Source organism: Roseixanthobacter pseudopolyaromaticivorans, from assembly GCF_043195145.2.
Lineage (GTDB): Bacteria > Pseudomonadota > Alphaproteobacteria > Rhizobiales > Xanthobacteraceae > NCEH01.
This window is the reverse complement of record NZ_CM195539.1, coordinates 4924393-4945483: the sequence shown is the minus strand read 5'-3', so window position 1 is coordinate 4945483 and position 21091 is coordinate 4924393. Positions and strand designations below refer to the sequence as shown.

Genomic DNA, 21091 nt, shown 5'->3' with positions numbered 1-21091 from the left:
CCGGCAATCGGCAGTCCCGATCTCGGTAAGATTTCAGACCGGCTGTTGTGGGTCGCCTTCCTCGGCGGAGCGTATCTCCCGCCGCAAGAGGGGCCGTGCACAAGTATGCATTTTACCGGCGGCCTCCTTCAAGAACGATGCGAACTCGTCCAGCGTAGTTCCATCGGCTCTCAAAACCTGAAGGATGATGGGGTCGCGAAGAATTTCAGAGACCGTCATTTCTGCTTGGAACATCTTAGCCTCCTTTCGATCTATGAGAACGATAGAGGATCACCGTCGCGGCAGATTGACGGAATTCTGTTACAATCGCGGCTGCGTTTTCTTTTATGTTGGAGAATGTTCGCCGGTGTTGGTCGTGGCTTCGTCGGCTGCGCGTGCCTCCTGTCTTCACCAGCTCTCGTGGCGGTTCAAGGACGCGTTGCCGTGAAGGTTACGCCCCGAAGAAAATTGAGCTTGTCGAATGCCTTTGGTGCCATCCTGCGATAGTTGTGAGCCCAATCGGCGATCAAAGGCTCGATGTCGAGGATCGGGGCCATGGCTGACGCTCGGATCTCTGCAATCAAGGCGGACGTCGTAACAATCGCTGTAAGGGGCCGCGCCTTTGTTGCCCTCAGGAACTGGTGCGAGCTTGTAGCCACGACGACGTTCAAGCCTTCTGCCTCCAGCGCGCACTGAACGAATTTTGCCGCAAGCGGATTGGTCAGGTAAACGCAGATTCTGCATAGCGTTGGTAATGCAACGACATTGAACATAGTCCAGCTCCCGATGGCGTATAAGAGCCGTACCTCATGTGGTCTTTTTATTGCATTCTGCTTCATTGCAAAATGTTCGTGCACCTGACCTGGAAGACGGTTGGTGCGACGGCGAATATAAAATCACAAAATCGAACACACGCCAAAATGAGACTGACCTAACCTTCATCTTGTCCTGATGAGGAGTCTGATCATGTCTTTCGAAACCGCAGGCGAGAACATACTCGTCTTTCTGCCAAATCCCGCCGCACAATCCATCGTCACCCGGTTGGCGCAGCACGGATACAAAGCTGCCGCGATGTCGACAGTACCCGAATTATTCGATGCCTTGCGGTCGAACGAGTTCGCATTCGCCATCACTACCCGACCGGACATAACGCTTCTCAGGAGCATCCGTACCATTCCGGTTATCAACATCGAGATATTCTTTCATGCCGACCCTAACGGTGACGGAGGTGCATCCAAACGCTTCGACGGCAAGGCATTTATGGATCGGGTCGAGTTCCTGTCTCGTCCGACCGTGTTGCGACAGAACGAAGATGCGCCCCGTCACCGTGAGTCAGGGCAGCAAAAGGCTGTCGCGCCGCGTTGGTGGTCAAAGATCAAAGGCGTGTGGCAACGGGCAAACAACCGTTGCGTCCCCGATGTTCGAGCTTGATGAGTGGGCGCGGTCATGTGGGCGCCGTTCAATCGACGAGTCGATACCGCTTGCGTGAGGTAACCCGTATCGCTGCTCCGCCGCGGGAGCTGCTGTTTCTTGGAGCCTGCATGATGGTTTCCTGGTTGCTGAACGCTGCATCGATGAGTGGCTATATGCTTTTGGCTCTGTTCACTTTCGTCTCGCTCGCGCGTGCCTTCAGACACTACGCAAGCGTCATTGCGGATCGGCTGCCGAGGCGCTCACAGGTCAGGCATTATCTCCTGTTCACAACGTCGATCGCGTTTTTCTGCCTTCTCGCTGTCAGGGGGTGTTATCTCGCCGCCATCATCGTGGATAGCGAGCTCCGTACCGATCCTCTCAAGGTTCATTAACACTGGCGAGCTGACGCAATTCCCCAAGGGCACAAAGAGCCATCGGGACAACATTTCTGAACAAATATGAAAACACGGCAACGCAAGCTCTCCCTATGGTCGAGTCGCCATGGGTTTGACCATGTTCGTTCTTGCGAACCGGAGAGGTAACGTGAAATTCATCCTGAGACATTCGCTTGCATGCTTGCTACTGGGCTCGGCGCTCTTGGGGTGCACGACGGCCGACCCTTTGGCTTATTCGCAACTGACTTCTGTATCTTACCTCCAGCCGAACCCCACCGATCCCAGTGGACGCGTGCCTTATCGATATGCCGGCAACGCCAACTGGAAGTTTTATGACAAGGCGATCATCGACCCTGTGACGGTTTACCGGGGGCCCGACAACCAGTTCATCGATGTCAGCGAGCCGGAAAAAGCTGAACTGGCGGCCTACATGCGCGAGCGCTTCGCCCAAACCCTCGCAAGCCGTTTCAGGCTGGTAAACACAAGGATGCCGGGCACGGTGCGAATTCATCTGACGCTCACCGGGGCAAAAAAGACGACACCCGTCCTCGGGCCGTTCTCGCACATCGACATCGGGGGAGGAGCGTATAACGCAGTCCAAGCTGCCCGGGGCAAGGAGGGTTCGCTCACCGGCTCGGTATCCTACGCCGTCGAAATCTACGATGCTGCAGACAATCGCCTGCTCTCGGCTTTCGTCGCCAAGCAATATCCCGGCGCAATGAATGTCGGGGCCAGTTTCGGTGCATTCAAGGCGTCGAAAGTCGCAATCGACAAGGGCGCCGACGATCTGCTTGTTCAGTTCCGATAAGCCACAAGCCGCCGGATGACGATCGCTCCATAGATCGCCGGCCCGCACATTCCGATCCTCGAAAGGGTATGAAAATGCCGGATTTTTGCGCCCAGCAACTGACCAGCGCTCCCGGTTCCTGTTGCACCGACGTGTCGCCAGTCGAGCGTGTGTGGCAGCATCGCCACGATATCGATCTCAGCGATTTCCAGCCACGCAATCGCGCGCGCCAGCTTGCGATTGTAGCCGGCACGGCCCTGTTTGCCGTCGCGGTCAGCGCGATCGCTTACAATGGTCCGGGGGAAGTGCATCCGCGATTGGAGGCGGCAAGGCCGCTAGTCGATCAATCCGCTCAGCGCGCCACAGTCATTCAATCGACTGTCGACGCATCACCTGCCCTTCAGATCCATTCGAAAGAACTCGTTGCAGACCCGACCATTCCAGTTCCCAGGTGGCGGCCGGAACGGGACGTGCCACCTGTCAAGAAAGTGAAGACAGCGGAACGAATCCAGTCTGTGACGGCTGAAAATCCGCCATTTAACCATTGCGATCATGAATGCGAAACGGCTGGTCTGCTAATGGCAAACACCGCGAAAAATGGGATGCCACCGCAACAAGTGATGGAGGACCGAGGCGAAACCCGTATTACTTCTCCGCTAGACCTTGGCCGGGTTGTTCTTTCCGAGACCGCAGCGCTTCCACTGGCCACTTTGAAAGTCGGTCGAGACATATTGATTGACCTGGCTCATCCGAATTAATTTCTGACGCTCATCCACGCCTTAACTTGTCCGATCTCCAAGCTCAAAGCTGTGAGGTTGGTGCAAACGAAAGCTGCGGGACGGAGGAGGGAAAACGACATGGTGCCGATGAAGGGCAGCGCCAGCAGATGCATCCATCCCACGCCGATCTCCTTACCGCCGCTCAGGTTTCCGATGCGAATGTCGCGGACGCAATCCCTTGATCGTCTCCCAGAAGAGTTGCAGCCATTCGATCCAACATCCCGGCCAGACAATCTGCCGGACCCTCGCGAAGACGGCTCATCACGAAGTGATCGACGCCGGGCAGTGAGATCAGGGCGGAGCGGCCAGGAGGCATTGCCTCCACGCAAGCCTCGATCACGCCGGCCGGGATCGTTCGATCCTCTTGGCCCGCAACGATGAGCACGCGCCCGGCAAATCCTCTCAGAATGGCGAAGGCATCGCTGTCGCGCCAGCTCTCATGGCGCCGGATGATGGCCGAAAACGCCGGACCGAAGGGTGCTGAATACGCTTGGCCGTCGTACATCGCCGGCGCAATCATAACCAAGGCGTTCAGCGAGACGATTTGCGACAACCTGACGGCGACATAGCCTCCCATGCTCATAGAAACGGCACCGAGCAGATTGCGCGGTCGGACCGCTCCGATCGCCGCTTCCGCTTCTTCGACCCTCAGCGCCAGCGAACTCTCCTGCGGATCGCCGCCGGTCAGGCCGTGGCCCCGATGATCCAACGCCAACGTGCCAATGCCCCGCTCGGCGAGATCGACGCGAAGCGGTAATATGTCGGCGGACGCCGTGTTGCCGCCGCCATGCAACAGCAACGCCGATCGGTCCCGAGGCCCGAAGTAGCTTGCGTGTAGCGCGTAGCCGTGCATCTTAACTTCGTAGCTGACGACCTCGTTCTGCATCCGACACCAGCTATCCAACCGCAAGGTGCGACATGGTCGGATCGGGAATGACGACGATCGGGCTGCCGTCGCGGACTTCGTTATAGAGATGGATGACGTCCTGATTGAGCAGTCGGATGCAGCCTGAGGATACGGCCTTGCCAATCGAGAAGGCTTCCGGCGTGCCGTGCAGCCGGTATAACGTGTCGCGCCCGCCCTCATGAATGTAGAGCGCTCGCGCGCCTAGCGGATTGGTTAGGCCCGGATCCATGCCGCCATTGGCGATGCTGTAAGGTTCGAGTTCGGGCTGCCGCACGACCATGCTGTCCGGCGGCGTCCAGCGTGGCCATTTGCGTTTGTAGGCGACGATCGCGCGTCCAGACCAGGCGAAGCCTTCACGACCGACGCCGATACCGTAGCGGGTGGCGCGGCCGCCGGGCTTGACGTGATAGAGGTATTTGCCCGGCGTATCGACAATGAGCGTACCCGGTCTTTCATCAGTCTGATAACCGATCTCCATTCGCCAGAAGCGCCGATCGATCTGCGAGACATCCACGGCAGGGATCGGGAACTGCTCGTCGGGCATCGCCGCATACATCAGCGGGACAACCGGCTCGGGCTCGATCTCGGCGACCGGCGCCATCGTCGGAACGGATTGGCCGGTCGAAACGCAGCCTGACAGAGCCAAGGCGCTGGCGCCGAGCAGGAACGCGCGCCTGCCCAACGGGGCGGTAAACATGATGTTCGTCAATTGTCTCTCAACCTTCTGAATTCGTTCAGTTCAGAAGGCCGAAACTTCAGCCCCACCTTAAGCCTGCCTTAAGGCCAGACCTTCCCGTTGGCATCGACAACGGAGAACCCTGCATGCCTCATATGAAATGGAAATGCGTCACCGTCCGCGAACGCGCTTCTAAACCAGCAAGCCGCCAGGAGGTCTTACGACAGCTTGAGGGTGTCGCAACGCGGCGTCAGCTTCTTGTCGGCGCGCTATCCATGGCGACGATCGATGCCTTGGCGGCTGACGCGAACGCTGCACCTTCGCTCGTCACCAATCTCCGTGAGTATCGCGAGACGCTGGCGCGGCTGTCGCCGCACTACCAGGCAGCGCTTGTCGACATCGGAGCTGAATGGTGCGCCGTCTGCAAGACGATCGACCAGAAGATCCTCCCCGATCCCGATGTCCAGCACGCGATGCAGCGGATCGCGTTGATCAAGGTCGACGTCACCCGGATGGATCAGACGAGCCGGGAGCTCCTCAGATACCTGCGCGCCGACGGGCCGCCGACGCTCTTCGTGGTCCAGACCGAGAGCGGTCGCGAATACAGCGGCACCCGGTCGGTCGGGTCCGTGACGGCGCGCGATCTGATTCGACGCCTGCGCCCCTTCGCATAGGCGCTAAAGCGGCCCCGTTCTCATTGATTGAAATCAAAGCGAGATGGAGGCGATTCAAGATAGTTACATAATTAAGGAAAGTAGTGGAACGTGCCGTGAAACTGTTGCTCAAACTCGCATTTGCCGGCGTATGCGGACTTGGCCTGTCCTACGCCATCGCCCTTTCAACACCCTATTGGTTCAAACCGAAGACCGAAGCGTCCGTCGATATCGCGGATGCAAGCCTGATCCGGAAGGGCGAATATCTCGCCCACGCGGGAGACTGCATCGCCTGTCACACCGCCCCCGGCGGCAAACCATTCGCCGGCGGGCTCGGCATGCAGACCCCTATGGGTACGATCTATTCCACCAACATCACCCCGGAAAAGGAAACGGGGATCGGCGCTTACAGCTACGGAGACTTCGAGCGGGCCGTGCGCAAGGGAGTTCGACCGGACGGCACGCATCTTTACCCGGCCATGCCCTATGTCTCCTATGCCGTCGTCCGCGACGACGACATCAAGGCGCTCTACGCTTACTTCATGTCGAGCGTCGAGGCGGTCAGGCAGGACAACCAGCCGACGACCATGCCGTGGCCGCTCAGCATGCGCTGGCCGCTTGCCTATTGGCAGCTCGCCTTCGCCCAGCCTCGCGACTTCGCCACGACGGTCGCGGATCCGCAACTTGAGCGCGGAGCCTATCTGGTCGAGGGGCTTGCCCATTGTGGCGCCTGCCATACGCCACGCGGCATCGCGTTTCAGGAAACGGCGCTTGCCGACGGCGCCAACAGCCGCTTTCTTTCAGGCTCGGTTCTCGAGGGCTGGTACGCGAAAAACCTGCGCAGCGAGGACACCGGCCTGTCGACATGGACGACTGCCGAGATCGTCGACTTCCTGAAGACCGGGCGCAACGACAAGACCGCGGCCTTCGGCTCGATGTCGGATGTCGTCGAGCACTCGACGCAGCATCTATCGAACGATGACCTCACGGCGACCGCGACTTACCTCAAATCCTTGAGAGCTCGGGACGGCCGCAGCCCGACCTGGCAGCCGAAGGAAGATCTCACCACCGCGGCGCTCAAGGCCGGCGACTTCAGCGCGCCGGGCGCCACCTCCTATGTCGAGCATTGCGCGATCTGCCACCGCATGGATGGCAAGGGCGCGCCTCGCATCTATCCAGCACTCGCCGGCAACTCGATGGTGTTCGCCGACGATCCGAGCTCGCTCATCCAGGTCACGCTAGCAGGCGGGCGGATGCCGAAGACCCCGCACGACACGATGGCGTTCACCATGCCAGGCTTTGCCAGCCTGACCAACCGGGAGGTTGCCGACGTCCTGAACTTCATCCGCAACGGCTGGGGCAATCACGGCAGCGAGATCAGTGAAGCCGACATCTCGCGCATGCGCCACGAGATTGCGCGCAAACCTAAACACTACGTGCCGGGAGAACAAAAATGAACAGGCGCTCCCTTATCCTGACCGGAGTTGCCATCGTAGCCGTCGCAGCAGCAGCGTTCGCGATTCTGCACGAGCCGACGCTGGACGCGCCGCCTATGGACGCGATCGCCGTACTGGACGCCAATGGCAAGCGGATCGGCGACTATCGCATTCCGGCAGACAGCGCGATCGCAACACAGCCGAACGCAGAAGCCATCCAGCTTGGGAAGCGGCTTCTCAACGAGACGGCGCGGTTGCTCCCGGCCAATGTCGGCAATGGATTGAACTGCAACTCGTGCCACATGGCGCAGGGAAAGCTGTCTGACGCCAATCCCTACATCAACACGACCAACAGCTATCCGTCCTTCAACCCCCGCGCCAATCGCGAGGTCGATCTGACGATGCGTATCAACGGCTGTTTCCAGCGCTCGATGAACGGCAAGCCGCTTGGGCCGGAAAGCACCGAGATGCAAGCCATGCTCGCCTATATGGACTGGCTGCGCCAGGGCGTGGCGAAAGGCGACAAGACAGCCGTGCGCAACGCCGGGCCGATCGACGAGAGCCTTGTGCCCGATCCCGAAAGAGGCCGGACGATCTACGCCGCCCAATGCTCGTCCTGCCACGGCGCCAATGGCGAGGGGATGAAGGATCAGGCCGGTGACTTCATCTTCCCGCCGCTCTGGGGCGTTGAATCCTTCAACATCGGCGCAGGTCTTGCCCGTACCTACAAGGCGGCGCAGTTCGTCAAGTACGCCATGCCGCCTGCCATGCATCTTGAGGCGCCGCTTGGAGCCGGCGGGGTGCTCTCCGATCAGGACGCGGTCGATGTGGCGGAATTCTTCACCCACATGCCGAGGCCTGACTTCGCCGGCAAGGTCAACGACTGGAAAGGCGTCAAGAAGCCCAAGGATGCCAGGTACTGATCGATCGCTTCGATTGTGCAATTCGCGCTGCGTCGGGCGATCCGTCAGCGCTTGTTCTTGAGCGGCATCTCGTTGAGGACGAGCTGGTGGGACTGGCCGTCCTTCCAGCCGTCAGCCGCAGGATCGGGCACCGGCGCTGACTGCGCGAGATCCATGCGGGCCTTCTTCACATCCGCTGTCGTGATCCCGAGTTCCCTGTCTCTCGACTGAAGGGCTTCCGGCTTGAGCTGACCGTCAGCGGTGAATCCCATCATCAACTGCGGAATACCGATCGGTAGAGCGGAATTCTGGTCGATCTGCCAGGTGTGCCAGGTCTTCCCGTAGGTGGAGACCAGGCTGGCAATGGCGGTATGCTCGATCGCTTCCGGAATTCCGGGCATGACGAGTTCCCCCGACGTCGTCTCATGCCGGTGGCTGTGCCAAAGGGGCTTTTCCTCCTCCGGCAGTGTCTTGAAGATCCGTTCGGAGACGATGTATTCGATCCCGATCAGGCGCGAGTTGGCCTTGTTGCCGTCATAGATGACGCACTGGAAGAAATCTTCGTTGACGTGCGTGCAATAGTGGTGCGCCTCGATCTGCCGACCCATGTCGTCGGCGTAAAAGTGAAACCCGTTCAGGTACATGTTGATCGCACCGATCGGGCTATCGTTCTGAAGGAGGTCGGCGCCCATGCCGAGCATGCGGCTCTTGGTGGATTTGTCAGCGCCGGGGATCGGATCGCCCTGTTCGGCAGGCTGTTGCGCCAAGGCGCGACCGCAACCGCAGCCCAGAACGGCCGCGGTCGACCCAACCAGACCGACAAACCCGCGACGGTTTGGTCGCATGAGATGATGGGACATCGCGTGCTCCTTTCCTTTAAAGCGCCCTAAGCGCTCGCGGCGTTCAAAGTTCCGTCAGTGTCGGTGCGAAGTGCGCGGAAAGTACGTCGAGGCCGTGTCACCGCGCCTTATTGCATTTTCTTCTTCGCCAGCCGGTTTTCTTAAGTTTGCCTTAAGGTGCGTTTCCGAGCGCTGAACCCCGTGTGCCTGCCGCAAGAGCCAGGACGCAAGGGGGAGGGATAAGCGCATGGTGACTATGGGACTATTGCTGGCGTTGAGCTTCGCCGTCTCGCTGCTCGCGCTCGCCTTCCTGATCTGGGCGATCAGCAACCAGCAGCTCAAGCTCGATCAGGAAGACGCGAAAGTGATTTTCGCGGCCGGCGATGAGGGGCACCTCGACAGTCCCGATGCCGAGCATTCGCCTGCCAGACGCCACTACTTCGACGCGGCCACCGCCGGCATCGATCGCATTTCCACCAAGCCCGTCACCGTCCTTCTGGTCGCCGCGACATTCTGGCTCATCGTCGGCTCGACCTTCGGCCTGATCGCCTCGCTGAAGCTGCACTGGCCCGACTGGCTGTCGGCCTATGCGCCGCTCACCTTCGGCCGCGTGCGGACCCTGCATCTCAACCTCGTCATTTACGGCTGGCTTTCGCAGATGGGCGTAGCCTCGATGATCTGGATCCTGCCGCGCATGTTCCACACGCCGTTGCGCGCTCCGCGGCTACCCATCATCGGCGCGATCCTCTGGAATATCGCCGTCTGTCTCGGCGCCATCGCCATCGCCAATGGCTGGACCGACGGCGAGGAATGGCTGGAAATCCCCTGGCAGCTTGACATGCTGCTCGCGCTCGCCGGGGTGTTTTTCGTCATCCCGCTCGTCAAGACGACGATCGCCCGGCAGGTCCACCACATCTATGTGTCCGGCTGGTATTTCCTCGCCGGCATCCTCTGGTTTCCCTGTCTCTTCGTTATCGCCAACATCCCCTACATCCATTCGGGCGTCGAGGAAGCCACCGTCAACTGGTGGTTCGCCCATAATGTGCTGGGGCTCTGGCTGACGCCGCTCGGCGTCGGCACGGCCTATTATTTCATTCCGAAGATCATCGGAAAACCGATCTACTCCTATTCCGTCTCATTGCTTGGGTTCTGGGGCCTTGCGCTCTTTTACAGCCAGGTGGGCATCCATCATCTGATTGGCGGACCGGTGCCCACCTGGGTCGTGACGCTGTCGATCGTCCATTCGGTCATGATGTTCATCCCGGTGATCGCGGTCGCCATCAACCAGCACGTCACCGTCGCGCGCAATCTCTGGGCGCTGAAGGAATCGCTGCCGCTGCGCTTCATCTCCTTCGGTGCGGTGATGTACACGCTCGCCTCGTTCCAGGGTTCGACCGAGGCCCTGCGCTCGGTCAACACCGTCACCCATTTCACCCACTATACGGTCGGCCACGCCCATCTCGGCGCCTACGCCTTCGTGACCATCGTCATGTTCGGCGCCGCCTATCACATGCTGCCGCGCATGACTGGCCGGGCCTTTCCATGGCCGGCGCTCATCAATGCGCATTTCTGGCTGATCGTCGTCGGCTTCGCGATTTACTTCTTCGGGCTCTCCATCGGCGGCGTCCTGCAGGGCCTCGCCATGCTCGACGCGACCCGCCCGTTCTCCGACAGCGTGACGGTTACGATCCCCTATCTCGAAGCTCGCAGCGTCGGCGGCGGCCTGATGACGCTCGGCCACATCGTCTTCGCAATCAACGTCGCCGCCATCCTTTTTCCGCGCCGGGCAGCGGCAGCCGCAAAGGTGGTGCCCGCAGAATGAACCGCTATCTCCCTCTTTCCGTTCTGGCCCTCGGCATTCTCGCCTTCGCGACCCTCATGCTCGTCATCGCGCCCGGCATCCAGATCAGCCGGCATGACATCCCGCCGGAGCTCAAGCCCTATACCGAGCAACAATTGCGCGGCCGCGAGGTCTATGTCTCCCTCGGCTGCGTCTACTGTCACAGCCAGCAGCCGCGCTCGCCAGACCAGGCGCCTGACGGCGTGCGTGGCTGGGGCCGGCCGGCAATCGCCGCCGACTACACCTATGACCGCCCGCACCAGCTCGGTACGATGCGAACCGGACCGGACCTCCTGAATGTCGGCGCGCGCCTTCCCTCGCGCGACTGGCATCTGACCCATCTCTATCAGCCCCGCGCCATCTTCGACTGGAGCATCATGCCGGCCTATCCCTTCCTGTTCGAGGAAAAGGGCGCGGCCGCGCCCGGCGATGTCGTCGTCGCCCTACCGTCGGAATACGCGCCCAAATCCGGCGTCGTGATCGCAACGCAGGAAGCGCTCGACCTGACGGCCTACCTGCAGTCCCTCGACCGGACTTATCCCGCGCCCGCCAACGCGCTGCGCGACGACGGCTACAACCGTCCGGAGGGCGCGCGATGACGGCAGACAAATCTCCCCGCAAGGACGAGGCCGGGCGGCCCGACGAGAATTTCGAACCCTACGAGCTTCACGGCAAGATGCCGTGGCCGCTGATCGCCATCGCCGTCGGACTCGGCATCTGGGGGGCGGCAACCCTCTTCGATACGCGCGAGGATGTCGCGGCGGCCCGCGACGAGCGCATTGCGGAAAGCCGGGTGGCGACAGGCGCCAGCCCGGAGCCGGGCTCCGCGCTCTTCGTTGCCCGCTGCTCGACATGCCACCAGCCTGACGGCATGGGCGTGCGCGGCGCCATTCCGCCGCTTGCCGGCTCCGCCTTCGTCGCGCAAGGCCCCGAGCTCGTCTCGACGATCCTGTTGCGCGGCATCGACGGACCGATCCGCGTCGGCGATCACAATTTCAACGGCCATATGCCGAGCTTCGCCAGCGTGTTGACCGATGTCGAACTTGGTGAACTCGCGACCTATGTGGCGCACCGCTTCGGCAAGTCCTCCGAGACGATCGAAGCGGCAGCCATCGCGAAGCTGCGCGGCGATGTCGCGGACAAGGGCAGCTTCAAGGGCGGGGCCGAGATCGCCTCCGCCACCGGCCTTGCTCTCGGTAGCCAGCCGCCTTTCGTGGCGCAGACCGCCGTCTCGCTCAGCCCGGCGGTCTCCGCGATGATCTTCACCGGGCGCGGAGAGCAATGGGCCTGCGCGAGCTGTCACGGCGATCTCGGCCAGGGCAAGGAAAACGTCCCGCGTCTGGCAGGCCTTCCCGCCGATTACATTGTCAAGCAGATCGATGATTTCCATAATGGGCGTCGCCAGAACGAGTCCATGAAGATCGTCGTGGCTTCGCTGACCGACGAGGAGAAACGCCAGCTCGGCGAATACTATGCCGCCTTGCGCGTACCTTCGAACGCCAAACCGGAACTCGGCGGCGATCTCGCACGCGGCGAAGCGCTGGCGCTGCACGGTGACTGGAGCCGCAACGTGCCGGCCTGCTTCTCCTGCCACGGACCATCGGGCTTCGGCGTCTCGCCGGAGTTTCCCGCACTCGCCGCCCAGCATGCCTCCTACACGGCAAGCCAGCTCGCGGCCTGGGTCGGCGGACACCGCAACAATTCCTCGCTCGACCTGATGGGACGGATCTCCCGCGCGCTCTCCGACGCCGATCGCAGAGCGGTCGCAGACTATCTCGCCTCGCTTCCCCCCGTGCCGGCAGGAGAAGACGCCCAGATTGCAAAGATCGGAGAACGGCCATGACGGAGCCAGCAGAAAGCCCACCAGCCAAACCCGCCGATCCCCAGAAGGGACATATCGCGCGACTATGGACCCACGCGGCCGGCGCGGGCCTGATCGTTGCCGCGCTCGGCGCACTCGCCTATGAGAGTGGTTTCATTCCAGGACGAAAGGCTGCCGAAGATAGGGCTGGCCCCGCGACCGCCGGCACATTCCAGCCGCCGACCGATGATCAGATCCCGAACGATCAGTTTGGTGCCGCTGTCCGGCGCGGACAAGCGATCTTCATGAACACCTCGACCAACGCCTCACAGTATGTCGGCAACGGCCTGTCCTGTTCAAACTGCCATCTCGGCGCCGGCCGCCAGCCCTTCTCGGCGCCGATGTGGGCCGCCTGGGTGCAGTATCCGAAATATCGTTCGAAGAACAAGCAGATCAACACCATGGAGGATCGTGTCCAAGGCTGCTTCACCTTCTCGATGAATGCCCAGCACTCGGTCAAAGGCGGACCCCCGCCCCATGGCGACGACATCTATCGCGACCTCGAAAGCTACTTCTTCTGGCTGGCGACCAACGCGCCGACGAACAAGGAGCTGGAGGGTGTCGGCTTCGGCAAGGTTGCCAAGACGGAACTCGGCTATTCCCCCGAACGCGGCGCGCAGGTGTTTGCCGCCAATTGCGCCGTCTGCCATGGCGGTGACGGACAGGGCCAGAAAGACATCAACGGGCGCTATGTATTCCCGCCGCTCTGGGGCGCGAGTTCGTACAACTGGGGCGCCGGCATGGCGCGCATCGATACGGCGGCAGCATTCATCAAGCACAACATGCCATTGTCACAACCCGGCCGACTGACTGATCAGGACGCCTGGGACGTTGCTGCCTACATCAACAGCTTCGAGCGCCCGAAGGATGCGAGACAGAAAGGCAAGACGATCGAGGAAACCCGCAAGCAGTACCACGACGGCGACCAGATCTACTACGGTCAGACCGTCAACGGAGTGCTGCTCGGCGTCGGCACCCCGGATCCGGAACGTCCGGTCGGCGCCGTGGACTGAGTGCCTTGCGCCGCCTGTTCGGTGTCAGCGGAATGGCCTGCGGTGGCTGCGCGCGCGGGCTGGAACGTAAGATCGGCCGGCTCGAGGGGGTCCGCGCCGTCGGGGTGCATCACCTGACCGCATCGATGCTGGTCGATTGGGAAGAGGCCAGGCTATCGATCTGCGACATCGCAGCCGCCGTCTCGCACGCCGGGTACAGGCTGATCGACCGCCACCGGCCCGAGGAGCTATCGGCGATCCTGTCGGCAGACATCAGCCGCCTTTCGCTGCGCCTTGCCGTCGCCGTCATGTCGGGCATGTGGTCCATGGCGCTTGCCGTCGTGCTCTATGTCTCCGTTCTCGATCCGGACGTCGGCTGGTGGATCGCGCTCGCTTCCGGCGTGCTGGCCCTGCCGGTCGTCGCTTGGGCGGGAGCCGGCATCTTCTGGATGGCCTTGCGCTCGATCCGCCTGCGAGCGCCCGGCATGGACCTGCTGATCGCGCTCGGCGCTGGCGGTGCCTACCTCCTCTCCGTCCTCTCGCTCGCATCTGGCTCGTCACATGTGTACTTCGACACCGCGACGATGCTGATCACGCTCCTGCTCGTCGGTCGGCTCGTCGATCTCCTGACACGGCGAAGCGCGATCGATGCTCTCAAGGCACTCGAAGAGACTTCGGTCGAGACCGTCGTCAGGCGCACCTCGGCCGGCGATGAAAAGGTCCCAGGCACGCAGATCGGGATCGGAGACTGCGTCGTGATCGATGCCGGGTCGATCATCGGCGTTGACGGAACCATCCAGCAGGGAGAAAGCCTCATCAACCGCGCGGTCCTGACCGGCGAAAGCCGCGCCATCCCCGTCGGCATCGGGCAGCGTGTCGAAGCGGGTTCCATCAATCTGCAACGCCGCATCCTCGTCACGGTGGATCGCGCATATGGCGATCGCGACCTCGACCGCATGGGCGGAGCGATCGCGCTGGAACTCGCGCAACGGGGCACCACGGCGTCGCGCGCCGACCGGATGGCCGGGGCGCTGAGCTGGGGCATCCCAGGCCTTGCACTGGCGACGCTCGCCGCCGCGCCTATTGCCGGCGTCGCTGCGGCCGATGCCGTTCTCAGAGGCCTGACAGTGCTCGCCGCTGCCTGCCCATGCGCCTTGTCGATCGCAGTGCCCCTTGCCCAGGCGCGCGCGGCGGGCATTGCGGCGAAGCTCGGCTTGCGCCTGCGCGATCCCGTCGCTTTCGAGGCGCTCGCCCGGCCGGCGACGATCGTCTTCGACAAGACGGGCACGCTCACCGCCGGCCGCCCTTCCGTGGTCACCGTCGAACCCGCGTCCGGATGGGCCGGAGACGAGGTGCTGCGGCTGGCGGCCCGCGCAGAAACCGGCATCGACCACCCGCTCGCCCACGCGATCATCGCGGGCCATGGCCGGGAAGAAGGAAGGGGTGGAACCCGCCACGAGCGCGGAGCGGAGGCCGATGATGCCGAGGGTCGCCGCATCAGCGTGCACGGCGCCGAACGCGACGATGGCCTCACAACGCTTGCCGTGCGGCTCGACGGCATCGTCATCGGCACGATCGGCCTCACCGATGCGGCGGCTGCCGAAGCGCACAGCACCGTAGCTCGTCTTCAGAAGGCGGGCATCGCCCTATGGATCGCGTCCGGGGATGCCGCCGATCCGACGCTGAGGGTTGCAGGGGCACTCGGCATTCCGCCCGGCAGGGTCCGTCATGGCTGCACGCCGATCGAGAAGGCCGAGCTCGTCAAAGCCCAGCCCGGACCCGTCCTGTTCGTCGGCGACGGGGTCAACGATGCCCCGGCGCTGGCCGCAGCCGATTGCGGGATGTCCGTGTCCGGCGCCCATAGTGCTGCCGCCCAGACCGCGGGCGTCGTGATTATCCACGGCGGGATCGGCCAAATCCTCCTAGCGATCGATCTTGCGCGGCGCACGGTCGCCATCACCCGGCAGAATCTCGGCCTTGCCATTGTCTACAATCTCGTTGCCGTGCCGTTCGCAATGACCGGACTGTTGTCACCCTCGATGGCGGCACTAGCCATGCTCGCCAGTTCCAGCTCTGTCGCGCTGAATAGCCTGCGGCTGGCAGGGTTGCCGGCATCAGCCTCGTCAGAAAGAGGCAGGTACAAGTTCGACGACCTCGGCGAAGCCGCGATCCGCTGATCTGCGTCCGACCGAGGGTCGCAATCACTTTTGGTCCAGTAGGTGTGCGTATCGGCTCGCCTCTTGCAGGAGTGCTATTGCCTCGCCTCGCGACGTGCGGAATGAAACTCGGAGAAAATCTTGACCGATCTGATAATTTGGGAATGCCGATTCCCTCGGTCAGCCGCTCCGCTTCGAGAGCGTGGCTCGCCGCTCTGGGCCCTGAACTGGCCTCTGATGAAACTACTGCTTGAGGACTGGCCGCCGCTCTTCGCGCGCGGCTTCGCCGGTGTCGTATCAGCGATCTTGCTCGGCCTGTTCGCGCTCAGCCGCCGCCAGTCGCTCGTATTCCCGCGCGCGGCTTTTCCGAGGCTCCTCTTTGCCTCCTTCACCAATGTCTTCGCCTGGATGGGGTTCAGCACGATCGCAATGCGGTTCGTTACCGTCGGCCAGGGCGCCCTGATCGTCTACACCATGCCGATCTGGACGACGCTGCTCGCCTGGCCGCTCCTTAAGAGGCGCCCGACTATCCGGGATGTTGCTTCGCTGGTCCTCGGCATGGCGGGCGTCGGACTGCTGCTTGCCGGAGACGGTTTCAGCCTTGATGCTGGCAAGCTCATCGGTATTGCCCTTTCTCTCGCAGCCGCAGTGCTGTTCGCGCTCGGTTCGGTCGTCAACGACGCGCCACTGCCGATTCCTCCGCTCGTCTCGGTGACCTGGCAGGTGGGACTCGGTTGCTTGGCCATGCTGGTATTAGGCATCGTCTTCGAGCATCCCTCCTATGGAGCGCTTTCCGCCGCGGGCCGCGCCAGCTTCGTCTATATGGTGCTTGTGCCGATGGGCGCTTGCTATCTGGCCTGGTTCGAAGCCCTTCGGCGGCTTCCGCCTGTCGCTGCGTCCACCGGCATGTTGCTGGTGCCTGCGCTCGCGATCGTCGCGGCGGCGCTCATCCTGGGTGAAGCTTTCGGAGTCAGGCAGGTTTCAGCGATTGCCCTCACGCTCGCGGGTGTCGCGCTGGCGATGCGAAAGGCTTAACGCCGCTGCAACGGCGGTTCTCCGGCAAGGTTTTGTCAGCGCCGGCCGTTCGCAAGCTTGATGGCTAAGGGGGAACTGCGCAGCTTGATCATCGCCCAGGCGCCGATAAACGGACCGGGCGCCAGCAGCGCGAAGGACCACTGCCAGCCTCCAATCCACGCAGCGACGTGCGGCATCAGCCAGATGATGAAAACGGTCAGCGCGAAGCCGAGCCCCATCTGCAGCGAGAGTGCGGTGCCGACGAAATCCCTGTCTGAGAGCTCGGTGACGGCGGCCGAGAAGAGCGGGGAATCGCCGACGACCGTCATCCCCCAGACCACGGCGACGAGCACGATAAGCCAGATGGGGCCGGAAAAAACGAAACCGATCAGCAGGGCACAGAGACCGGAAACGATCATGAAACCCGCGGTTGTGACGGTGCGTCCGAAGCGGTCGGATAAAACTCCGCCCGCCACACAACCGACGAGGCCAGCGGCGATCGCGATGAAGGTGATAAGCGAGGCCACATGCGTGGGCAGCATGCCATCGGCGGCGGTTCGCATGAAAATCAGCAGCCAGGCGGCATACAGTTCCCACATATGACCGAAATAGCCGATGTTCACGAGCAGCAGATCGCGGTCGCGGAGCACGAAGCCGATCTGCCGCGGGTTGAACACCGCCTTGCCGAACGGATAAGGCCCTTCGCGGGCAAGAAGCAGGAAAAGTAGGCCGGCCGCAAGCGAGGCCAAGCTTGAGAGGCCGACGACGAGCCGCCAGTCGATCTGTTCTGCGAAGGTGCGGAAAAGGTGCGGCATGGACGAGCCCAGCGTCAGCGCGCCGACCACGGCGCCGAGCGCCAAGCCCCTGTTGCGCACGAACCAGGTCGAGACAAGCTTCATCGCCGGCGGATAGACGGCGGCAAGGGCCGTGCCAGTCGCAAAGCGGCAGAGGATCGCGCCGACCGGACCGGGTTCGAGGAGGAGGATCGCGTTCATGCCTGCCGCCAAGATCGCCGCGCCCGCCATGAGCCGGTTGAGGCGGACGATATCGGGCAGGTTGACGAGACTTGCGAGCAGCGCGCCGGTCACGAAGCCGATCTGCACGCCGTTCGTCAGCCATGCGACCCCGCTGTCCGAAAGGCGCCATGCCTCCTTGAGCTCGGGCGTCACCGCCGTCGCGGAGAACCACGTCGTCATGGAAAGCACGACGGATGCGCACAGGATGGCGAGGACCGGCCAGGGATTGGGGTTCGTCGCCCGACCGACGGCGACATGGGCGCGGTTCGCTACGGTCTGCATAGGGTGCGTCTTTGCAGTCGCAGCGATATGTGCGGTCGCGATCCAGCGAATGCAGGCGGTCTGCGCCGCGTTGAACGCGCTGGTGAGAATCTTGCTGATCGGTTCGTCTCACGCGCCTCGGTGATGACGCTTGCGCCGATGATCAGCCGAACCGCGCCAAACCAGCCCTCCCGCATCCCCATCCCCTTACCCCGCTTAACCTCAGTTGACTCTTTAGGTCTATTAATCTACTAGTTGGATGGGAGTTGCGCAAGGCAGGTTTTGGGAACAGCACCGATCGAGCGAAGCCCTCCGGAACAAACGATGATCGCCGGCAACCTATCCGCGGCCGATCATCAGGCTAGGAGAGAAATGTATGCGGGCAGAGCTCCTCTACATCACCGACACGTACTGCATCTGGTGCTACGGCTTTGGCGCCGCCATCGAGCGCATCGCGGCCGACTACGCCGACCGGATTGATGTCAAGGTCATGAACGGCGGCATGATCCCGTCCGACGTGCCGTTGCCGGATCTCTTTCGTCCCTATCCCGACGTGACCGGGCTGCATGCCCGCGTGACGTCCATGTCCGGCGAAGCCTTCGGCAAGGCCTATCTCGACGAAATCGAAAACATCAAGGCGTCGAAGCTGATCCTCAACTCGACGGTTCCGGCGCGTGCGGCGCTGGCGCTCAAGTCGCTCGGCGTCGAGGATCAGCTCGCCGCGTTCAAGGTCATCCAGCGCGCCTATTACGACGAAGGCCGCGATCTTCAGAAGCTCTCGACCTACGAGGCCGTTGCGACAGCATTCGGCGTCGACTTCGCTGCCTTCAAGGAGACGTTCGAATCGCCTGACGTCGCGAAGGCGCTTGTCGAAGAATACCGGTTCATCGGGAGACTCGGCGTCAGGGGTTTTCCGGCGGTTCTCCTGCGCGGCAACGACGGACGCCTCGTCATGATCGCCCAGGGCTTCCTGCCATTCGAGAACCTCAGGGCCAATCTGGAGCAGGCCCTTCGGCAGTACGGACCTGCAAGCCAGTCGGCAGGACAGAGCTGCACGCTGGATGGCGTGTGTAGCTGACGCGAGCCCGCTTGCGCCTGGGCGAAGATCGGCTTCCGCCCGGAGACGGACTTATACGAGAAAGACGATGCTCATGGTTGATATGCGTTCCACAGTCCTGTCCGAAGCGGAAAAGCTGATCCGCACCTGCGGTTACGCGGGCTTCAGCTATGCGGACATTGCGGCCACGGTCGGCATAACAAAGGCGAGCATTCATCACTACTTTCCGACCAAGGAGAAGCTCGTCGCGACGGCGATCGAGGTCTACCGGGCGCGCTATGCCGAAGCCTTCGGTCAGATCGAGACCCACCATTCCCATGCGCTCGATCGTATCGACGCCTATGGGCGGCTTTATCTCACCGGTCTCGACCAGGACCTCGGCTGCCTGTGCGCGGCGCTCGCCATAGAGCGCGACACCCTGCCGGCAGGGTTGAGGGAAGCGACGGCGACCTTCTTCAAGGACCATCTGGACTGGCTGGAGCGCACCTACGCCGATGGCCTTTCGAGGGGACAGGTCTCCGACCACCTCGACGCGGCGCATGCGGCGAAGCTGATCCTGTCGGTGCTCGAAGGCGCGCTTCTGATCGAACGCCTACTGGATAAGCGCGACGGCTTCGAGATCAGCCTCAGCGCGCTTCGCAACACATTGTCCTGCGTATGCAGCCGTCGATGAGGAGTTCGATATCGATGACCGGGAAGGACGTACATGAGGAGCCGGAAACCGGCAGGTTCGTGCTGGAGCTGGACGGAGAAACCGTCTTTGCCGACTGCGAGCGAAAAGCCGGTCTCATCGCGATCCATCACGTCTACGCGCCGCCGAGCCTGCGTGGAACGGGAGCGGCCGATCGACTGATGACGGGCATTGCGGCGCAGGCGCGCGACGAAGGAACCCGGATCGTCGGTCATTGCCGATACGCCGACGCCTGGCTGCGTCAGAGCGCTGAATACCGGGACCTGCTCGCCGCCCCGTCACGGAGACGGGACGCGCACGCCGCTCAGGGCGACTGATCACTCGCGCGGCTGCTTTGCCGCGGCACATGACCCGGAAGTTGGAGGCGGTCCGGAGAACAGATTTGGCACACGGCGGGGATGAACCGCCGCGCGCTCAAGACAAAGGCGCGATGAAGCGCCGAGCGGCGACAAGCCGCGCGACGGCCGCACATCGGGGATTTGGGAGGATCCGCATGTATGACTGGAACGATCTACGCTTCTTCCTTGCGGTCGCCCGCGCCGGAACGATCTCCGGCGCCGGCAAGCTCACCAATACCGATCATGCCACTGCCAGTCGCCGGATCACCGCGCTGGAATCAGCGCTGAACACGCAGTTGTTCGTCCGCAATGCGCGCGGCTACAGCCTCACCCGGCAGGGCGAAAGCCTTCTCGCCGTCGCATCGCGCGTCGAGGCGGAGGCGGCGAAGGTCGAGGATCATCTCGGGGAGCCTTCGCAGCCGCTCAGCGGAACGATCCGTGTGACGGCCCTCGAAGGGATCGGAAACTTCTTCCTGGCGCCGCGTCTCAGCGCTTTTGCCGCCCGGCACAAACACCTTTGCCTCGAACTCCTCACCATCCAGCAGATCGTCGCGATCTCGCGGCGCGACACGGACATCATCGTCACCCTGTCTCCTCCCAATTCCAAGCGCTTCCTTCAGGAGGAGCTGACGGATTATCGCCTGTTCGTTTATGGCTCGAAATCCTATCTTGCCAGCAAACCCGAAATCAGAACGGCCGAGGATCTGCTGGACCATCCGTTCGCCGGTTACGTCGACGAGCTGATCTTCACGCGCGAGCTCAACTATCTGTCCGAATTCCACAAAGGCCTGAAGGCGCGGCTGCAATATTCCAGCCTGCACGGGCAGATGCAGGCGGCATGCTCCGGTTACGGGCTCTGCGTCCTTCCTGCCTTCATCGCGAGCCAGAAGCCTGAACTGGTCGCGGTCCTGCCCGACAAGCTCTCACTCAAGCGCACCTACTGGATGATCGTCCACGAGGACATCGCGTCGAGCACTTCGGTCAGCTCCGCCATGGAATTCATGCGCAGCGAGGTTCGCGCGTCCCGGCCCCTGTTCATGGGCGAGGATGCTGCCGAGGCGAAAGACCAGCCGATGCCGAAATGCGCATAGACCCGATC

At 62.4% G+C, this 21091-nt stretch carries 23 protein-coding genes; 17 read left to right on the top strand and 6 right to left on the bottom strand.

The window, feature by feature from the left end:
* Positions 1-33: 33 nt before the first annotated feature.
* Both V5F68_RS23090 and V5F68_RS23085 read right to left on the bottom strand, forming a co-directional pair.
* On the bottom strand, positions 34-234 hold the full coding sequence (locus V5F68_RS23090; RefSeq protein ID WP_394012952.1) for a hypothetical protein: 201 nt from the start codon (positions 232-234) through the stop codon (positions 34-36).
* Positions 235-407: 173 nt separating this feature from the next.
* Positions 408-752: a hypothetical protein gene (locus V5F68_RS23085; RefSeq protein WP_394012953.1), complete on the bottom strand. Its 345-nt coding sequence runs from the start codon at positions 750-752 to the stop codon at positions 408-410.
* 193 nt (positions 753-945) lie between these two features.
* Between V5F68_RS23085 and V5F68_RS23080 the strand changes: the two genes are divergently transcribed.
* The 4 genes from V5F68_RS23080 (at position 946) to V5F68_RS23065 (ending at position 3332) form a co-directional block, all read left to right on the top strand.
* Positions 946-1410: a hypothetical protein gene (locus V5F68_RS23080; RefSeq protein ID WP_322432411.1), complete on the top strand. Its 465-nt coding sequence runs from the start codon at positions 946-948 to the stop codon at positions 1408-1410.
* 110 nt (positions 1411-1520) lie between these two features.
* Positions 1521-1784 (top strand): hypothetical protein, encoded by a 264-nt coding sequence (locus V5F68_RS23075; RefSeq protein ID WP_394012954.1) that lies wholly within the window; start codon positions 1521-1523, stop codon positions 1782-1784.
* A 151-nt stretch (positions 1785-1935) separates the two neighbouring features.
* Complete coding sequence (locus V5F68_RS23070; RefSeq protein WP_322432409.1) at positions 1936-2595, top strand: DUF3313 domain-containing protein; 660 nt, start codon at positions 1936-1938, stop codon at positions 2593-2595.
* Positions 2596-2663: 68 nt separating this feature from the next.
* Complete coding sequence (locus V5F68_RS23065) at positions 2664-3332, top strand: hypothetical protein (protein ID WP_322432408.1); 669 nt, start codon at positions 2664-2666, stop codon at positions 3330-3332.
* Between the two features lie 163 nt (positions 3333-3495).
* Here V5F68_RS23065 and V5F68_RS23060 read toward each other — a convergent pair whose 3' ends face one another.
* Both V5F68_RS23060 and V5F68_RS23055 read right to left on the bottom strand, forming a co-directional pair.
* A complete protein-coding gene (locus V5F68_RS23060; RefSeq protein ID WP_322432407.1) occupies positions 3496-4239 on the bottom strand; it encodes an alpha/beta hydrolase in 744 nt (247 codons plus the stop codon).
* A 10-nt stretch (positions 4240-4249) separates the two neighbouring features.
* The gene (locus tag V5F68_RS23055) at positions 4250-4957 is read right to left on the bottom strand and encodes a L,D-transpeptidase (RefSeq protein WP_322432598.1); all 708 of its coding nucleotides are present in this window, start codon (positions 4955-4957) and stop codon (positions 4250-4252) included.
* Between the two features lie 254 nt (positions 4958-5211).
* Here V5F68_RS23055 and V5F68_RS23050 point away from each other — a divergent pair, with 254 nt between their 5' ends.
* From V5F68_RS23050 to V5F68_RS23040, 3 genes are all read left to right on the top strand, one after another.
* Entirely contained in the window at positions 5212-5610 is a 399-nt protein-coding gene (locus V5F68_RS23050) for a thioredoxin family protein (RefSeq protein ID WP_322432406.1), read from the top strand.
* 95 nt (positions 5611-5705) lie between these two features.
* Positions 5706-7046 carry a c-type cytochrome gene (locus V5F68_RS23045; protein WP_394012955.1) on the top strand — a complete coding sequence of 447 codons (1341 nt, stop codon included), beginning with the start codon at positions 5706-5708 and terminating at the stop codon, positions 7044-7046.
* Positions 7043-7948, top strand: coding sequence for a c-type cytochrome (locus tag V5F68_RS23040; RefSeq protein WP_322432404.1), 906 nt, complete (start codon positions 7043-7045; stop codon positions 7946-7948). Before V5F68_RS23045 ends, V5F68_RS23040 begins: the two co-directional genes overlap by 4 nt.
* A 44-nt stretch (positions 7949-7992) precedes the next feature.
* Here V5F68_RS23040 and V5F68_RS23035 read toward each other — a convergent pair whose 3' ends face one another.
* Entirely contained in the window at positions 7993-8787 is a 795-nt protein-coding gene (locus V5F68_RS23035; RefSeq protein WP_394012956.1) for an OBAP family protein, read from the bottom strand.
* 226 nt (positions 8788-9013) lie between these two features.
* Between V5F68_RS23035 and V5F68_RS23030 the strand changes: the two genes are divergently transcribed.
* From V5F68_RS23030 to V5F68_RS23005, 6 genes are all read left to right on the top strand, one after another.
* Positions 9014-10588 (top strand): cbb3-type cytochrome c oxidase subunit I, encoded by a 1575-nt coding sequence (locus V5F68_RS23030; protein WP_394012957.1) that lies wholly within the window; start codon positions 9014-9016, stop codon positions 10586-10588.
* Positions 10585-11205 (top strand): cbb3-type cytochrome c oxidase subunit II, encoded by a 621-nt coding sequence (locus V5F68_RS23025; RefSeq protein ID WP_322432401.1) that lies wholly within the window; start codon positions 10585-10587, stop codon positions 11203-11205. The genes V5F68_RS23030 and V5F68_RS23025 overlap by 4 nt, the downstream gene beginning before the upstream one ends.
* The gene (locus tag V5F68_RS23020) at positions 11202-12449 is read left to right on the top strand and encodes a c-type cytochrome (RefSeq protein WP_394012958.1); all 1248 of its coding nucleotides are present in this window, start codon (positions 11202-11204) and stop codon (positions 12447-12449) included. Before V5F68_RS23025 ends, V5F68_RS23020 begins: the two co-directional genes overlap by 4 nt.
* The gene (locus V5F68_RS23015; protein ID WP_394012959.1) at positions 12446-13480 is read left to right on the top strand and encodes a c-type cytochrome; all 1035 of its coding nucleotides are present in this window, start codon (positions 12446-12448) and stop codon (positions 13478-13480) included. The genes V5F68_RS23020 and V5F68_RS23015 overlap by 4 nt, the downstream gene beginning before the upstream one ends.
* Positions 13481-13485: 5 nt before the next feature.
* Complete coding sequence (locus tag V5F68_RS23010; RefSeq protein ID WP_322432398.1) at positions 13486-15636, top strand: heavy metal translocating P-type ATPase; 2151 nt, start codon at positions 13486-13488, stop codon at positions 15634-15636.
* A gap of 216 nt (positions 15637-15852) precedes the next feature.
* Positions 15853-16650, top strand: coding sequence for an EamA family transporter (locus V5F68_RS23005; protein WP_509274590.1), 798 nt, complete (start codon positions 15853-15855; stop codon positions 16648-16650).
* Between the two features lie 35 nt (positions 16651-16685).
* Here V5F68_RS23005 and V5F68_RS23000 read toward each other — a convergent pair whose 3' ends face one another.
* On the bottom strand, positions 16686-17927 hold the full coding sequence (locus tag V5F68_RS23000) for an MFS transporter (RefSeq protein WP_394012961.1): 1242 nt from the start codon (positions 17925-17927) through the stop codon (positions 16686-16688).
* Positions 17928-18282: 355 nt separating this feature from the next.
* Between V5F68_RS23000 and V5F68_RS22995 the strand changes: the two genes are divergently transcribed.
* The 4 genes from V5F68_RS22995 to V5F68_RS22980 all read left to right on the top strand — a co-directional run bounded on the left by V5F68_RS22995 (position 18283) and on the right by V5F68_RS22980 (position 21083).
* Positions 18283-18984 carry a DsbA family protein gene (locus V5F68_RS22995; protein WP_394012962.1) on the top strand — a complete coding sequence of 234 codons (702 nt, stop codon included), beginning with the start codon at positions 18283-18285 and terminating at the stop codon, positions 18982-18984.
* A 67-nt stretch (positions 18985-19051) separates the two neighbouring features.
* Positions 19052-19636 (top strand): TetR/AcrR family transcriptional regulator, encoded by a 585-nt coding sequence (locus V5F68_RS22990; RefSeq protein ID WP_394012963.1) that lies wholly within the window; start codon positions 19052-19054, stop codon positions 19634-19636.
* A 14-nt stretch (positions 19637-19650) separates the two neighbouring features.
* Positions 19651-19971 (top strand): GNAT family N-acetyltransferase, encoded by a 321-nt coding sequence (locus V5F68_RS22985; RefSeq protein WP_394012964.1) that lies wholly within the window; start codon positions 19651-19653, stop codon positions 19969-19971.
* 41 nt (positions 19972-20012) lie between these two features.
* A complete protein-coding gene (locus V5F68_RS22980) occupies positions 20013-21083 on the top strand; it encodes a LysR family transcriptional regulator (protein ID WP_394012965.1) in 1071 nt (356 codons plus the stop codon).
* Positions 21084-21091: the final 8 nt, after the last annotated feature.

Excerpts from the sequence above, each read along its gene's own strand:
- V5F68_RS23080 (WP_322432411.1), top strand. The coding sequence starts at position 946 with ATGTCTTTCGAAACCGCAGGCGAGAACATACTCGTCTTTCTGCCAAAT.
- V5F68_RS23065 (WP_322432408.1), top strand. The coding sequence starts at position 2,664 with ATGAAAATGCCGGATTTTTGCGCCCAGCAACTGACCAGCGCTCCCGGT.
- V5F68_RS23090 (WP_394012952.1), bottom strand. The coding sequence starts at position 234 with ATGTTCCAAGCAGAAATGACGGTCTCTGAAATTCTTCGCGACCCCATC.
- V5F68_RS23000 (WP_394012961.1), bottom strand. The coding sequence starts at position 17,927 with ATGCAGACCGTAGCGAACCGCGCCCATGTCGCCGTCGGTCGGGCGACG.
- V5F68_RS23035 (WP_394012956.1), bottom strand. The coding sequence starts at position 8,787 with ATGTCCCATCATCTCATGCGACCAAACCGTCGCGGGTTTGTCGGTCTG.
- V5F68_RS22990 (WP_394012963.1), top strand. The coding sequence starts at position 19,052 with ATGCTCATGGTTGATATGCGTTCCACAGTCCTGTCCGAAGCGGAAAAG.
- V5F68_RS23050 (WP_322432406.1), top strand. The coding sequence starts at position 5,212 with ATGGCGACGATCGATGCCTTGGCGGCTGACGCGAACGCTGCACCTTCG.
- V5F68_RS23040 (WP_322432404.1), top strand. The coding sequence starts at position 7,043 with ATGAACAGGCGCTCCCTTATCCTGACCGGAGTTGCCATCGTAGCCGTC.
- V5F68_RS23055 (WP_322432598.1), bottom strand. The coding sequence starts at position 4,957 with ATGTTTACCGCCCCGTTGGGCAGGCGCGCGTTCCTGCTCGGCGCCAGC.
- V5F68_RS23085 (WP_394012953.1), bottom strand. The coding sequence starts at position 752 with ATGTTCAATGTCGTTGCATTACCAACGCTATGCAGAATCTGCGTTTAC.
- V5F68_RS22995 (WP_394012962.1), top strand. The coding sequence starts at position 18,283 with ATGCGGGCAGAGCTCCTCTACATCACCGACACGTACTGCATCTGGTGC.
- V5F68_RS23075 (WP_394012954.1), top strand. The coding sequence starts at position 1,521 with ATGATGGTTTCCTGGTTGCTGAACGCTGCATCGATGAGTGGCTATATG.
- V5F68_RS23020 (WP_394012958.1), top strand. The coding sequence starts at position 11,202 with ATGACGGCAGACAAATCTCCCCGCAAGGACGAGGCCGGGCGGCCCGAC.
- V5F68_RS23005 (WP_509274590.1), top strand. The coding sequence starts at position 15,853 with ATGAAACTACTGCTTGAGGACTGGCCGCCGCTCTTCGCGCGCGGCTTC.
- V5F68_RS23025 (WP_322432401.1), top strand. The coding sequence starts at position 10,585 with ATGAACCGCTATCTCCCTCTTTCCGTTCTGGCCCTCGGCATTCTCGCC.
- V5F68_RS23060 (WP_322432407.1), bottom strand. The coding sequence starts at position 4,239 with ATGCAGAACGAGGTCGTCAGCTACGAAGTTAAGATGCACGGCTACGCG.
- V5F68_RS22985 (WP_394012964.1), top strand. The coding sequence starts at position 19,651 with ATGACCGGGAAGGACGTACATGAGGAGCCGGAAACCGGCAGGTTCGTG.
- V5F68_RS23015 (WP_394012959.1), top strand. The coding sequence starts at position 12,446 with ATGACGGAGCCAGCAGAAAGCCCACCAGCCAAACCCGCCGATCCCCAG.
- V5F68_RS23030 (WP_394012957.1), top strand. The coding sequence starts at position 9,014 with ATGGTGACTATGGGACTATTGCTGGCGTTGAGCTTCGCCGTCTCGCTG.